This window comes from Streptomyces sp. NPDC014891 (assembly GCF_043081085.1).
Lineage (GTDB): Bacteria > Actinomycetota > Actinomycetes > Streptomycetales > Streptomycetaceae > Streptomyces.
The window spans coordinates 385,800-398,388 of record NZ_JBIBWF010000006.1; the positions used below are offsets into that span (position 1 = coordinate 385,800).

A 12,589-nucleotide genomic window follows, 5' to 3' on the forward strand; every position below is an offset into this window, starting at 1 on the left:
GGCCCGGTGGATCAGCTGTCGTAGGCCGCGCGCAGGGCCTCGTTCATCGCCGCCTCCGCCGCCTCGCGGCTGAGTCCGAGGCGGCGGGCCTCCTCGGCGTACTGGGCGGCGGCGGTGGCGGCCCGGCGGGTGGCCGCGTCCCCGGCGGCGGCGACGAACGTGCCGTGCCTCCCGCGCGTCTCGATCACCCCGTCCGCCTCCAGCGCCTTGTACGCCTTGGCGACCGTGTTCGCGGCGAGGCCCAGCTGCTCCGCGAGTCCTCGTACCGTCGGCAGCTTGTATCCGACCGGCAGCCTGCCCGACCGGGCCCGCTCCGAGATCTGGGCCCTCAGTTGTTCGTACGGAGCGGTGGTGGATTCGTGGTCCACGGCGATGGTGAGTGTCACCCCGCCGATTCTGCCCCCACCCCACCGGAAAATGGGAGGCGGCGGCACGCCCCCGGCCCGTAGCGTGCGACCACATGACTGTGATCGTCCGTGATGTACGGGCCGAGGACGCCGAGGGCTTCGCCCGCGTCCGGCGGGCCGCGCTCCCCTTCATGCTCGCGACCGCCGAGCAGCTCCGCTTCGACTGGACGCACGCCCACCCCGACGGCCACGAGCGTCCCCTGGTCGCGGTGGCCGAGGACGGCGGGATCATCGGGACCGCGCAGGTGCGGATCGCCCATGACGCCCCCGAGCCCGGCATCGGCTCCGTCAACGTGTACATGGACCCCGCGCACGCCGGGCGGGGCGGCGGATCGCTCCTGCTGCGCGCCGCCGAGGAGCATCTCGCCGAGCACGGCGCGCGGACCCTGTACAGCTGGGTCGTGGACGCGCCGGAGAACCTGGCCTGGGCCGAGCGGCGCGGATACGCCCCCAGCCGGTCCGCCTACTTCCTGCGGCTCGACCTCACCGCCGCCGAACTGCCGCCGCTCCAGGCTCCCCCGGCCGGCGTCGAGTTGCTGACCGCGGAGGACTTCTCGGCGGACCCGCGGCCGCTCTTCGAGCTGGACGCGCTGACGACGGCCGACGAGCCGGGCGACGTGGGCGCGGAGCTCGACGACTACGCGCACTGGCTGGCGACCACCTGGGAGCACCCGCTGTTCGACCGGGCCCTGACGACGGTCGCGGTGGTGGACGACGTGCCGGCGGCGTTCACCGCGGCGCAGACCGACGGCCTGGGCCGCTACAACACCGGGATGACGGGCACCGCGCCGGCGTACCGGGGGCGCGGGCTCGCGAAGCTGGTCAAGAACACCTCGCTGCACCGGGCCCGCGCGGCGGGCCGCACGGAGGCCCTGACCGGGAACGACACCGGGAACGCGCCGATGCTGGCGATCAACGAGTGGTTCGGCTACCAGGTCGCCGCACGGGAGGTACGGCATGTCCGGAAGATCGGTTGAGGTCACCCTGACGAAGGCGGGCCGGACGAAGATCCGCTACCCGGCGGAGGTGCTCGCGGAGGACGCGGCCCGGCTCTCGGTGCGCGCGCCGTGGGCGGCGGAGGGCGTGCGGGACTTCGGCTTCGTGCGGTTCGAGCCGGGCGACGTGTTCGTGGAGCACTTCTGGCGCGACCGCTGGTTCACGGTCAAGGAGGTGTGGTCCGCCGACGGCTCCCTGAAGGGCTGGTACTGCGACATCACCCGGCCGGCGGTGATCGACGGCTCCGGGGTGGTCGTCGAGGACCTGGACCTGGACCTGTGGGTGTCGGCGGACGGCAGCGAGGTGCTGCGGCTCGACGAGGACGAGTTCGCGGCGAGCGGCCTCGCCGCCTCCGACCCGGAGGCGGCGGCGTGTGCCGTGGTGGCCCTGGACGAGCTGGAGGTGCTGGGCCGCGAGGGGCTGATCGCCCTGCTGCGGTAGGCGCCGTGAGCCCGGTCGGGCCGGTTCCGCGGCACCGGACCGGCCCCGCGCGCCCCGGTCTCGGACCGTGCTGCCGGGCCGGTCCCCGCGCCGCCCCGCCGCGGACGGCGTCAGCGGAGTTCGACGGACGCGTCCTCCGTGGCGAGGTAGCCGGGCTCCGGGAGGCCCGCCTCGCCGGTCGTCAGCTGCATTAGGGCGGCGCGGACCGTGGCCGCGCCCGGCCGGTACGCGGGGTCCTTCACGACGGCGGTGTTGACCCACTCGTGGAGGTGTCCGTCGCAGACGGCGCGGGTGCCGCCGATTCCGGCGGAACGGACCCCCTGGACGAGGGTGGAACCCACGAAGACGGGGCCGGCGCTGTCGTCGAGGCAGCGGTACATGCCGGAGAGCGTCACCGTGCTGTCCTCGCCGACGGTCCCGTAGCCGTAGACGGAGAGGTCGTCGAGGGCACGGCTGTCGCCGGTCGCGGCGGGGCCGTCCGGGACGGGTCCTCCGGTGCGGCCTCCGGCACCCTCCGCGTGGGCGAGAGGGGCGACGGCGGCGGAGGCGAGCAGAACGCCTGCGGCGAGGACGAGTCGGACGCGCATGAGCGGGATCCCTTCGGGGTGGGGGGATGGTACTGCCCGCCAGGGATACCGGATCCGGTCGCCGACTGTCCGAACTCACCCGATCGGGGGCGAGTTGAGAACCTTTCGGTAGTGAATACGGTCGTACCGTCCGTCCGTACGCCGCTCGACGGCCTCGTACCCGTACCGCTCGTAGAGCTTCTGGTTCTCCCACATCATCGCGTTGGTCAGCAGCCGGACCTCGGGGCGTCCCAGCTCGCGCGCCCGGGACTCGACGAATCCGAGGAGCCGGCGGCCCAGGCCGGTGCCCTGGGCGTCGGGGTGGACGGCGATGTTGTCGAGGTAGAGGTGGTCGGCCTCGGTCCGGAGGACCACCAGGCCGACCACCGGGTCCCCCGCGACGAACACCCGCCCGGCGGCCACGTCCGCCGCGTGGTCCGCCTCCATCGGGGCCGGCACGACCCCGATCCGTTCGATGTAGTGGTGGTAGGCCGCGTCGGTCACGGCCTTCACCCCCGGTACGTCGGTGCTCGTGGCGCGGCGGATGTCGTGTGTCATGCCGACACGTTACGGCGCCGGACGATCACCCTCCTCAGCAGCGGCCGGCCGAGCAGCAGGACGACGGCCGTGTACACGGCGATCGAGAACGGGGTGTTCACCAGACCGGACACCGAGCCGTCGCTGATCTGCAGGGCGCGGCGGAGCTGTTGCTCGGCGGCCGGGCCGAGGATGACCCCGGCCCTGCGGGCGGGGGCGCTGCACTATCTGATCAAGCCGTTCAGCCAGGCGGCGCTGCACGAGCAGCTGCGTCACGTGGCGTCGCTGCGCAGCCGCCTCGACGACCTCGACGAGGCCCGCCAGGAGGACGTCGACCAGATCTTCGGCACCCGCCCGCGCGGCTCCCGCGAACTCCCCGAGGGCCTGGCCGCCCACACGGCCGACCTGGTGGACTCCGTCCTCCGCGCCCACCCGGAGGGTCTCTCGGCCACGGAATGCGCGGAAGCCGGCTCCCTGTCCCGGGTGAGCGCCCGCCGCTACCTGGAGTACTTCACGGAGACGGGCCGCGCGGAGGTCACCCTCCGCTACGGGGGCACGGGCCGGCCGGAACGGCGGTACCGGCGGTTGGGGTGAGGCGGTCGACGGGTGGAAGGGGCTTCCTCAGCCGCTGCTTAGTGGTTCCTTAAAGCGGTCCTAAGGATCGGCCTCCGTGGCTTTCCAGCAGGGATTTCGTGGATTCGGGCGGCTAGCTTTCTCGGCGTCCCCCCACCTCACCCTCGTGAAGGAGCTGTCCCCCCATGACCTCTCGTCGCACTGCATCCGCCGTCGCCGCCACCACGGTGCTGGCCCTGTCCGGGGTCGGGATCGGGTCCGGGGTCGCTGTCGCGCACGGGTCGATGACCGATCCGGTGAGCCGGGTGTCGGCCTGTTACGCGGAGGGGCCCGAGTCGCCCAAGTCGGCGGCCTGCAAGGCGGCCGTGGCGGCGAGTGGGGCGCAGGCGTTCTACGACTGGAACGCGGTGAACATCGCCAACGCCGCCGGGAAGCACCGTGACCTGATCCCGGACGGCAAGCTGTGCAGCGCCGGGAACGACAAGTACCGGGGGCTCGACCTCGCGCGGGCCGACTGGCCGGCCAGCACGCTGGCCTCGGGGGCGCACACCTTCCGTTACAAGGGGACCGCGCCGCACCGGGGTTCCTTCGAGCTGTACGTGACGAAGGACGGGTACGACCCGTCGAAGCCGCTGAAGTGGTCGGACCTGGAGGACAAGCCGTTCGCCACGGTGACCGACCCGCGGATGGAGAGCGGCGACTACGTCTTCCAGGGCACCGTGCCGAAGAAGTCGGGCCGTCACCTGATCTACTCGATCTGGCAGCGCTCCGACTCCCCCGAGGCCTTCTACACCTGCTCGGACGTGGTGTTCGGGAAGGACAGCGGCGGCGGTACGGCCCCGGCTCCGACCGCCTCCGCGCCGAGCGACGAGCAGATCGAGGACGGTCAGGACGAGTCCTCGGTGGAGCACGGCGGGCACGGGGACGGTGACGCCTCCACGGGCGCGGAGGCGACCGCGCCCGCCCCGGGCCACGAGACGGGTCACGAGACGGGCCAGGGGGCGGGCCACGAGACGCAGCCCGCCCCGTCCGCCGAGGCCTCCTCCGCCGCGCCCAACGCGCCCGCTCCCGCCGGTGCTTCGGACGCCGGCTCCGGTGAGGTGCTCGCCGAGACCGGTGGCGACTCCACCACCCCGTACCTCGCGGTCGGTGGCGCCGCCGTGCTCGCGATCGGCGCGGCCGTGCTCTTCGGGTCGACGCGCCGGCGCCGTACCCAGGGCTAGGCCGTCTAGCCGACGACCGAGAGGCAGGTGGTCGGGGTCGCGCGGGCCGGGTCGAGGGCGTTCGCGACCTCGTGGAACGCGACCCGGTCCACCGTGCCGATCGCCACGTGCTCGGACAGGTCGAGCGCGCACTTGTCCTGGATGAGGACGTTGGTGACGTTCGGGCCGCTCAGGAACTGCGAGCGGTACGGGGTGACCACCTCGTCGTACTGGGTCGCGATGACGTGGTAGCGGACCCCCGGCACGGTGTCGCCGCCCGCGTTGAGCTTGGTGATGAAGGGCGAGCCGGCGATCTGGTCGGCGAGCCCGGGGGTGTTGGCCTTGATCAGGCCCTCGGCTCCGGGGAAGTACGGCAGGAGCCTGGTGAGGCCGAGCAGGGTGGTGCCGTGGTTGTCGGGGGCGATCCCGACCAGGGCGTTCACCTTCTCGGCCCCGCCGAGGAACTTGAGGTACCAGCGCGGCATCATGCCGCCCTGGGAGTGCCCGACGATGTCGACCTCGGGGGCGCCGGTGGCGGCGAGGACCCGGTCCACGTAGGCGTCGAGCTGTCCGGCGGAGGCCTCGATGGGGCCGAGGCCGTGGAAGAACGGGACGTTCGGCAGTTGGCCGTAGTCGAGCGAGAAGACGCAGTATCCGCGGTTGACCAGGTACGGCGCGAGGACGAGCCAGTTGTCGATGGAGTTGCCGAGGGTTCCGTGGACCAGGACGACGGGCCGCGGGTGGGCGGCGGAGGGCTTGCATGAGTAGTCGTTCCAGCCACGGCTGGTGGTGGCGGTCTCGGCCCGGGCCGAGGCGGCGGTGGTCGGGGCGAGGACGGCGGCGACGGCCAGCAGCAGGACGGACAGCGCTCTGACGGCGTGTTTCCAGGGCAGCATCGGGCGATCTCCTTGCGGCTCAAGGGGATGGTGGGGGTGCTACGCCCTGCGGTCCGGACCACAAGTGGGGATGCGCGGTGGGGATGCGCTTCAGCCAAGCTACGCACGGGTAGCCTTGGCTGGGAAGTTACGCGTCGGTAAAAACTGATGTGTCGTCACCGAGGCCCGGCGGAAGGGCCCTCAGGCCGCCAGCGATCCCGGCAGGACCGCCCGCGGGCCGAACTTCGCCCGCGCCCTGTCCGCCACCGCCTCGATCCGCCGGGCCTTCTCGTCCGACGGGTCGAGGGACAGCTGGTGCGCCGCCCCCTCCGCACCCGCGAGGCCCTCGGCGCGCAGGGCAACGCCCCGCACCCGGGCCCGCTGGAGGCCGAAGGAGTCGTGGACCGCGTACGCGAGGGCGGTGAGCGCGGCCGAGTGGGCGGTGGGTTCGGGCAGGGCGCGGCTCCGGGTGGTCGTGGTCCGGTCCGCGTACCGCACGGTGACGGCGAGGGAGCGGCACACCTGCCCCTCCGTGCGCAGCCGGGTGCCCAGTTCCTCGGCGAGCGAGAGCAGGGCCCGGCGCTGGCGCGTCCGGTCGGTCTCGTCGTGCGGGAAGGAGCGCTCGGCCGCGACCGAGCGGGAGACCGCGTGCGGGACGACGGGAGTGCGGTCGATGCCCCGGGCCCGCTCCCACAGGTCGCGGCCGGTCTTCGCTCCGACGAGCCGCTGGAGCACGGCGAGGGGGGCGTCCGCGACGCGGCCGACGGAGTCGAGTCCGTAGCCGCAGAGGGTGCGGGCGGTGGCACGGCCGACGCCGTCGAGTGCGACGACCGGCCGGTCGCGCAGGAAAGCCGCGGGGTCGTCGACGACCAGGGTGGCGCCGGGCCGGGCCTCGCTCGCGGCCATCCGGGCCAGCATCGGGTTGGGCCCGGCGCCGATCACGCAGTCGACGCCGTACAGGGCGAGCGCCCTGACCCGGATCACCGAGGCGAGCTCGGCGGGGCCGCGGTCGAAGTAGCGCAGGGCGCCCCGCACGTCGGCGAGCGCCTCGCGGGGCGGGGCCGCCTCGACGACGGGGGTGAACTCGGCGAGCAGGTCGATCAGCGGGGGGAGCAGGGCCTCGGCCCCACCGCTCGCGAAGGCGGGCCCGTCGAGGCGGAACCGTACGCAGAGGATCATGTCGCCGCCCTCCGCTCCTCGTCCCGCCGACTGTCCCTGTTTGCCCATGAACGCCCCTTCCCGTCCTTCCACACTAGAGCATGTTCGAATGTTTGTGCGAGTCCGAACAGCCGTCAACCTGGGTTGACGGCTGGCGGGCTGTCAACGTAAGTTGACGTCATGACCGATGCGACCGATCTCGCCGCACGGGCGGGCGACCGCGACCCACGGGTCGGGCTACGGGCCGTCTCCGCCCTCCGGCGACTCCTCGAACAGCTGGAAGCCGTCCAGGTGCGCGGTGCGCGCGACCAGGGCTGGTCGTGGCAGGAGATCGCCACCGAGCTGGGTGTCAGCCGGCAGGCCGTCCACAAGAAGTACGGGAGGCAGTGATGTTCGAACGGTTCACGAAGGCCGCGCGCACCGTGGTGAAGGGCGCGGTCGAGCACGCGGAGCGGGGCGGCGCGACGGCCGTCACCCCGGAGCACCTGCTCCTCGCCCTCCTCGACGGGGAGGGCACCCGCGCGGCGGACGCCCTGCGCACGCTGTGCCCGCCGGACCGCCGCCCCGCCCTGGCGGCCGCCCTGGCCGACGCGCGGCGCCGGGCGGGCCTCTCCCGCGCGGACCAGGAGGCCCTGGCGGAACTCGGTATCGACGTCGGCGCGATCGTGGCCCGGGTGGAGGAGACCCACGGTGCGGGCGCGCTGGCCGGCGACCGCGGGGACCCGGGGCGGCGGTCGGGCCGCCGGTCCTTCTCGCGGGAGGCCAAGACGGTTCTGGAGAAGTCCCTCCGGGTGGCGCTGGCCCGCAAGGACCGGGAGATCGGCGACGAGCACATCCTGCTCGCGCTCACCACGACCGGTGGGGTCGTCGCGGAGGTCCTCGCCGACCACGGGGTGACGTACGCCTCCGTCGACACGGCGGTCTCCGGGGCAGCGACCGCCTGAGCCGGGGCGGGCCCCCGCGCCGGGACAGGGCCGCGCGCCGAAGCAGGGCCGGACGCCGGGGCGGGACCCCACGCCGAAGCAGGGCCGCGCACCCGGGCAGGGCCGCCCACCCGCGCGGCCCGGGCCGGTCATCCCGCCGAGCCCGGGCTGCTGTGCCACAGCTTCCGTCCGCTCGGGGTCCCCTCGCCCGCCGGCTTGAGGTCGGCCCAGGGGTTCATCTCGTACCCCGTGGACATCGTGATGCGCCGCCCGGAGTCGCCGCGTCCGCCGGCGGCCGCGGTGTCGTCGGCCGGGTCCGCCGGGTCGGGCTCGGCGAGCCGTTCGCCCACCGCGTCCAGGCCCCCGGACGCGCGGAGTTCGACGAGTTCGGCGAGGTTCCAGGCCGCGGCGCCGACCACGCTGACGCTGCGCGGACCGCGCCGCTGCACCACGCCCCGGACCAGCAGCAGCCAGGAGTGGAAGACGGTGTGGGCGCAGCGCTCGTGGGCGTCGTCGAAGAAGGCGAGGTCGACCAGGCCGGTGCCGTCGTCGAGGGTGGTGAAGATGACCCGCTTGCCGGAGCGGATCGGCGGGGTCTGGGTGGCGGCCTTGGCGCCCGCGACGAGGACGGTCCTGCCGTGCGGGGTCTCGCGCAGGCGCTGGGCGGAGACGACGCCGAGCTCGCGGAGGAAGGCGTGGTGGTCGCCCATGAGGTGCCGGGAGGCGTCCATGCCGAGGATGCCGAGCTCGGCGCTGAGCCGTTCCGTCTCGTCCAGGTCGGGCAGGCCCACGGGGGCCGTCTTCCCGCCCTGGGCGAGCGGGAGTTGGCCGCCGTGCGAGGCCGCGCCCCGCTGGATGCGCCGGAGTTCGGTGAGGTGCAGGAGGAGGTCGCGGCGGTTGGCGCCGAAGGCGTCCAACGCGCCGACCTGGGCGAGGCGTTCGGCCACGGGGGTGCGGGGGCGGGCCCGTTCCCAGAAGTCGAGGAGGGAGGCGTACGGCTGCCCGGCCTCGATCCGCGCACCCTCGGCCTCGCTGATGCCGTGGACGTCGGTGAGGCCCAGCCGGAGCCCCCACCGCACCGTGGATTCAGACACCAGTTCGATACGGTGGGCGACCGCCGACCGGTTCACGTCCAGCGGCAGCACCGGCACGCCCCGCCGCCGCGCGTCCGCGAGCAGCAGCCGCTTGGGGTACATGCCGGGGTCGTGGGTGAGCAGTCCGGCGTAGAAGGCGGCCGGGTGGTGCGCCTTGAGCCAGGCGGACTGGTACGTCGGCACGGCGAAGGCCACCGCGTGCGCCTTGCAGAAGCCGTACGAGCCGAAGGCGGCCACGATCTCCCAGGTGCGGGCGACGACCTCGTCCGCGTATCCGCGCCCCGAGGCCTCCCGGGCGAACCAGAGTTTGATCCGGCCCTGCGACTCCGGGTCGGAGAGCCCGCGCCGCACCTGGTCGGCCTCGTCCCGGCCGCAGCCGGTCATGATCCGTACGATCTCGATGATCTGCTCGTGGAAGACGACCACGCCGTACGTCTCCCGGAGCGTCTCCTCCAGGTCGGGGTGCGGGTAGCGGACGGGCGCGCGGCCGTGCCGGGACTCGATGAAGGGGCGGACCATGTCGGCGGCGACCGGGCCCGGCCGGAAGAGCGAGATGTCGACGACGAGGTCGTGGAAGGAGGCGGGCTGGAGCCGGCCGACCAGGTCGCGCTGGCCCGGCGACTCGATCTGGAAGCAGCCGAGGGTCTCGGTGGAGCGGATGAGCCGGTACGTCTCGGGGTCCCCCTCCGGAATCGCGTCGATGTCCGGGCGGGTCCCGGTGGCCCGCTCGACCTCGGCGACGGCGTGGGCCATCGCGGACTGCATCCGCACCCCGAGGACGTCGAGTTTGAGCAGCCCGAGGTCCTCCACGTCCTCCTTGTCGAACTGGGACATGGGGAACCCCTCGCCGCTGGTGGGCACCACGGGGGTGCGGGCGAGCAGCGAGGCGTCGGAGAGCAGGACCCCGCAGGGGTGCATGGCGGTCCCGCGCGGCAGGGCGTCGAGGGCCTCGACGAGTTCCCAGAGCCTGCCGTACTTCTCCCGCTCCCCCGCGAGTTCCCTGAGTTCGGGCAGTTCGTCGAGGGCGGCGAGGGCGTCCCGGGCGCGGATGTGCGGGAAGGCCTTGGCGATCCGGTCGGTCTCGGCCGGGTCCAGGGAGAGGGCCGCGCCCACGTCCCGGACGGCGTGCCGGACCCGGTAGGTCTCGGGCATGGAGACGGTGGCGACGCGTGCGGTGCCGAAGCGGTCGATGATCGCCCGGTAGACCTCCAGTCGGCGGGCGGACTCCACGTCGACGTCGATGTCGGGCAGGACGGTACGGCGCTTGGAGAGGAAGCGCTCCATCAGGAGGCCGTGCTCGACCGGGTCGGCGTGGGCGATGCCGAGGAGGTGGTTGACGAGGGAGCCGGCGCCGGAGCCGCGGGCCGCGACCCGGATGCCCATGCCCCGTACGTCGTCGACGACCTGGGCGACCGTCAGGAAGTAGGGGGCGAAGCGGTGGTGGGCGATGACGTCCAGCTCGCGGTGCATCCGGTCCCAGTAGGCGCCCCGTCCCTCGTACCCCTTGAGGACCATGCCGGCGGCGGCGCGGGAGGCGAGGACGCGCTGCGCGGTGCGGTGCTCGGCGCCGACGAGGTGCGGTTCGGGGAAGTGGGCGGAGCCGATGCCGAGGTCGTCCTCGGGGTCGACCAGGCAGGCGGCGGCGACCGACGCGGTCCGGTCAAGGAGCCGGTGGGCGGTGTCCCGGCGGAATCCGGCGGCCTCGACGATCCGCTCGGCGGCGGGCAGCATGCCGTCGGCCCCCTTGAGCCAGGCGGCACCGCTGTCGAGCTCCTTGCGGGGGTCGACGGGGACGAGGCGGCGGGCCGAGTCGAGGACGTCGGCCACCGGGCCCTGGCCGGGGTCGGCGTACCGGACGGCGTTGCTGAGGACCGGCCGGACGCCCTGCTCGGCGGCGAAGCCGACGGTCCGGGCGGCGAGCCGCAGGGAGCCGTGTCCGGTGCCGGAGCGCCCGTGGTCGACGGCCGCGAGGCGGAGTGCGTCGCCGTACCGCTCACGCCAGGGCGCGAGCAGCCGGGCCGCCCGGTCGGGGCGTCCGGCGGCGAGGGCGCGTCCGACGTCGGAGTCGGGCCCGAGGAGGACGAAGACCCCGTCGTCGCACAGGGCGGACCAGGGCAGCAGGGGCCGCTCCCCTCCCCCGGCGTGGGCGGCGGTGATCATCGCGCAGAGCGAGGCCCAGCCGACGCGGGAACGGGCGAGGAAGACGGCGCGGGGCGCGGACTCGTCGACGAAGGCGCCGCCGCGGACGGGCACCCGCCGGATCTCCCGCGGGCCGCGGCCGGGCGTCCGCGCGGCGCCGAGCGGGCCGCCGCCGGACGCGGACGCACCCGGTCCGGAGGGTCCCGGCGCCGTCGCCTCGTACGCGAGGTCCACGCCGAACAGGGGGCGGACCCCCTCCTTCGCGCACGCCTTGGCGAAGCGGATCGTGCCCGCGAGGGTGTCGCGGTCGGTCAGGGCGAGCGCGTCCATGCCGCGCTCGGCGGCCCGCCCGGCGAGCCGCTCGGGATGGGAGGCCCCGTACCGGAGGGAGTAGCCCGAGGCGGTGTGCAGATGCGTGAACCCCGGCATGGCGCGCCTCCCGGCTCCCGCATCGAAATCGTACGTACGTTCCCACCCCCTCGTTCCTCACTCTAACCCATATCGAACGCACGTACGATAAGCACGCCGGGGCGTCCTCCACTCAGCCATTCAGGTGCGTCCCACCTGCGCGAACACACCCCGCCCCGGAGCGTGGGGGCATGAGCCTCGTCGACGAACTGAAAAGCGCCGTCACCCCCCGAGCCGCCCTCCTGGTCGTCGGCGTCTTCGCCCTCCAGCTGCTGTTCATCACCTCGTATGTCGGGGCCCTGCACCACCCCCAGCCGCGGGACGTCCCCTTCGGCGTCGTCGCGCCGCAGCGGGTCTCCGCGCAGCTCGTCGGAGAGCTGGACCGGCTCCCCGGCTCCCCGCTCGACGCCCGCGCGGTCGCCGACGCGGCCACGGCGCGGAACCAGATCCTGAACCGGGACATCGACGGCGCTCTGGTGGTCGACCCCGCCGGCCGCACCGACACCCTGCTCGTGGCCTCCGGCGGCGGCACCGTGCTCTCCTCGACGCTGCAGGCGATGCTCACCCGCGTGGAGGCGAGCCAGGACCGCGCCGTGCGGACCGTCGACGTGGCCCCCGCGTCCCCCGAGGACTTCGACGGCCTCTCGGCCTTCTACCTCGTCGTCGGCTGGTGCGTCGGCGGCTACATCTGCGCCGCGATCCTGGCGATCAGCGCCGGCTCCCGGCCCGCCAACCGGGAACGCGCGATCATCCGCCTCGGTGTGCTGGCCGTCTACTCGGTCCTCGGCGGGCTCGGCGGCGCGCTCATCGTCGGCCCGATCCTGGGCGCCCTGCCCGGCAGCGTCGCGGCCCTGTGGGGGCTCGGGACGCTGGTCGTCTTCGCCGTCGGAGCCGCCACCCTCGCCCTGCAGTCGGTCTTCGGGATCGTCGGCATCGGCCTGGCGATCCTGCTCATCGTGGTCGCGGGCAACCCGAGCGCGGGAGGCGCGTTCCCGCTGCCGATGCTGCCGCCGTTCTGGAACGCGATCGGCCCCGCCCTGCCGCCGGGCGCGGGCACCTGGGCCGCCCGCTCGATCGCCTACTTCAAGGGCAACGACATGACCGCCTCGATGCTGGTCCTCTCGGCCTGGGCGGTCGCCGGCGTGGTCGTCACCCTGGTGATGTCCTCCCTCAGGCGCAAGCCGGGATCGGAGCCGATCGCGGAGGAGGTCGGCGCCGCGGGCGGCGCGCCGACCCCCTGACCCCGCAAACCGCTGGCCCGTCCGGCCGA

General features: G+C 74.0%; 13 protein-coding genes. 7 read left to right on the top strand and 6 right to left on the bottom strand.

The window, feature by feature from the left end:
• Positions 1 to 11: 11 nt before the first annotated feature.
• The gene (locus tag ACF09E_RS20185; protein ID WP_055599231.1) at positions 12 to 386 is read right to left on the bottom strand and encodes a GntR family transcriptional regulator; all 375 of its coding nucleotides are present in this window, start codon (positions 384 to 386) and stop codon (positions 12 to 14) included.
• A 74-nt stretch (positions 387 to 460) separates the two neighbouring features.
• Between ACF09E_RS20185 and ACF09E_RS20190 the strand changes: the two genes are divergently transcribed.
• Positions 461 to 1,384 carry a GNAT family N-acetyltransferase gene (locus ACF09E_RS20190; protein ID WP_392206361.1) on the top strand — a complete coding sequence of 308 codons (924 nt, stop codon included), beginning with the start codon at positions 461 to 463 and terminating at the stop codon, positions 1,382 to 1,384.
• Positions 1,365 to 1,844 (top strand): DUF402 domain-containing protein, encoded by a 480-nt coding sequence (locus ACF09E_RS20195; RefSeq protein WP_392206362.1) that lies wholly within the window; start codon positions 1,365 to 1,367, stop codon positions 1,842 to 1,844. Before ACF09E_RS20190 ends, ACF09E_RS20195 begins: the two co-directional genes overlap by 20 nt.
• A gap of 110 nt (positions 1,845 to 1,954) precedes the next feature.
• Here ACF09E_RS20195 and ACF09E_RS20200 read toward each other — a convergent pair whose 3' ends face one another.
• On the bottom strand, positions 1,955 to 2,431 hold the full coding sequence (locus tag ACF09E_RS20200) for a DUF6299 family protein (RefSeq protein WP_392206363.1): 477 nt from the start codon (positions 2,429 to 2,431) through the stop codon (positions 1,955 to 1,957).
• Positions 2,432 to 2,506: 75 nt separating this feature from the next.
• Entirely contained in the window at positions 2,507 to 2,968 is a 462-nt protein-coding gene (locus ACF09E_RS20205) for a GNAT family N-acetyltransferase (protein ID WP_392206364.1), read from the bottom strand.
• On the opposite strand from ACF09E_RS20205, the gene ACF09E_RS20210 reads away from it, so the two are divergent.
• Positions 2,891 to 3,541 (top strand): two-component system response regulator, encoded by a 651-nt coding sequence (locus tag ACF09E_RS20210; RefSeq protein WP_392206365.1) that lies wholly within the window; start codon positions 2,891 to 2,893, stop codon positions 3,539 to 3,541. The two genes, ACF09E_RS20205 and ACF09E_RS20210, sit on opposite strands and share 78 nt — an antisense overlap.
• 164 nt (positions 3,542 to 3,705) lie before the next feature.
• Positions 3,706 to 4,743, top strand: coding sequence for a lytic polysaccharide monooxygenase (locus ACF09E_RS20215; protein WP_392206366.1), 1,038 nt, complete (start codon positions 3,706 to 3,708; stop codon positions 4,741 to 4,743).
• A 5-nt stretch (positions 4,744 to 4,748) separates the two neighbouring features.
• On the opposite strand, the gene ACF09E_RS20220 is transcribed toward ACF09E_RS20215, so the two are convergent.
• Together ACF09E_RS20220 and ACF09E_RS20225 are read right to left on the bottom strand one after the other, a co-directional pair.
• Positions 4,749 to 5,618 (bottom strand): esterase/lipase family protein, encoded by an 870-nt coding sequence (locus ACF09E_RS20220; RefSeq protein WP_392206367.1) that lies wholly within the window; start codon positions 5,616 to 5,618, stop codon positions 4,749 to 4,751.
• Positions 5,619 to 5,798: 180 nt separating this feature from the next.
• Positions 5,799 to 6,776 (bottom strand): hypothetical protein, encoded by a 978-nt coding sequence (locus tag ACF09E_RS20225; protein ID WP_392206422.1) that lies wholly within the window; start codon positions 6,774 to 6,776, stop codon positions 5,799 to 5,801.
• Positions 6,777 to 6,935: 159 nt separating this feature from the next.
• Between ACF09E_RS20225 and ACF09E_RS20230 the strand changes: the two genes are divergently transcribed.
• Both ACF09E_RS20230 and ACF09E_RS20235 read left to right on the top strand, forming a co-directional pair.
• A complete protein-coding gene (locus ACF09E_RS20230; protein WP_360609349.1) occupies positions 6,936 to 7,145 on the top strand; it encodes a helix-turn-helix domain-containing protein in 210 nt (69 codons plus the stop codon).
• Positions 7,145 to 7,699, top strand: a complete 555-nt coding sequence (locus ACF09E_RS20235; protein ID WP_392206368.1) for a Clp protease N-terminal domain-containing protein — start codon at positions 7,145 to 7,147, stop codon at positions 7,697 to 7,699. Before ACF09E_RS20230 ends, ACF09E_RS20235 begins: the two co-directional genes overlap by 1 nt.
• A 128-nt stretch (positions 7,700 to 7,827) precedes the next feature.
• Here ACF09E_RS20235 and ACF09E_RS20240 read toward each other — a convergent pair whose 3' ends face one another.
• Positions 7,828 to 11,340: a DNA polymerase III subunit alpha gene (locus ACF09E_RS20240; RefSeq protein ID WP_392206369.1), complete on the bottom strand. Its 3,513-nt coding sequence runs from the start codon at positions 11,338 to 11,340 to the stop codon at positions 7,828 to 7,830.
• Between the two features lie 170 nt (positions 11,341 to 11,510).
• Here ACF09E_RS20240 and ACF09E_RS20245 point away from each other — a divergent pair, with 170 nt between their 5' ends.
• On the top strand, positions 11,511 to 12,560 hold the full coding sequence (locus ACF09E_RS20245) for a DUF3533 domain-containing protein (protein ID WP_392206370.1): 1,050 nt from the start codon (positions 11,511 to 11,513) through the stop codon (positions 12,558 to 12,560).
• Positions 12,561 to 12,589: the final 29 nt, after the last annotated feature.

Coding starts and splice junctions, on each gene's coding strand:
- ACF09E_RS20190 (WP_392206361.1), top strand. CDS start 461: ATGACTGTGATCGTCCGTGATGTACGGGCCGAGGACGCCGAGGGCTTC.
- ACF09E_RS20195 (WP_392206362.1), top strand. CDS start 1,365: ATGTCCGGAAGATCGGTTGAGGTCACCCTGACGAAGGCGGGCCGGACG.
- ACF09E_RS20200 (WP_392206363.1), bottom strand. CDS start 2,431: ATGCGCGTCCGACTCGTCCTCGCCGCAGGCGTTCTGCTCGCCTCCGCC.
- ACF09E_RS20205 (WP_392206364.1), bottom strand. CDS start 2,968: ATGACACACGACATCCGCCGCGCCACGAGCACCGACGTACCGGGGGTG.
- ACF09E_RS20215 (WP_392206366.1), top strand. CDS start 3,706: ATGACCTCTCGTCGCACTGCATCCGCCGTCGCCGCCACCACGGTGCTG.
- ACF09E_RS20220 (WP_392206367.1), bottom strand. CDS start 5,618: ATGCTGCCCTGGAAACACGCCGTCAGAGCGCTGTCCGTCCTGCTGCTG.
- ACF09E_RS20225 (WP_392206422.1), bottom strand. CDS start 6,776: ATGATCCTCTGCGTACGGTTCCGCCTCGACGGGCCCGCCTTCGCGAGC.
- ACF09E_RS20230 (WP_360609349.1), top strand. CDS start 6,936: ATGACCGATGCGACCGATCTCGCCGCACGGGCGGGCGACCGCGACCCA.
- ACF09E_RS20235 (WP_392206368.1), top strand. CDS start 7,145: ATGTTCGAACGGTTCACGAAGGCCGCGCGCACCGTGGTGAAGGGCGCG.
- ACF09E_RS20240 (WP_392206369.1), bottom strand. CDS start 11,340: ATGCCGGGGTTCACGCATCTGCACACCGCCTCGGGCTACTCCCTCCGG.
- ACF09E_RS20245 (WP_392206370.1), top strand. CDS start 11,511: ATGAGCCTCGTCGACGAACTGAAAAGCGCCGTCACCCCCCGAGCCGCC.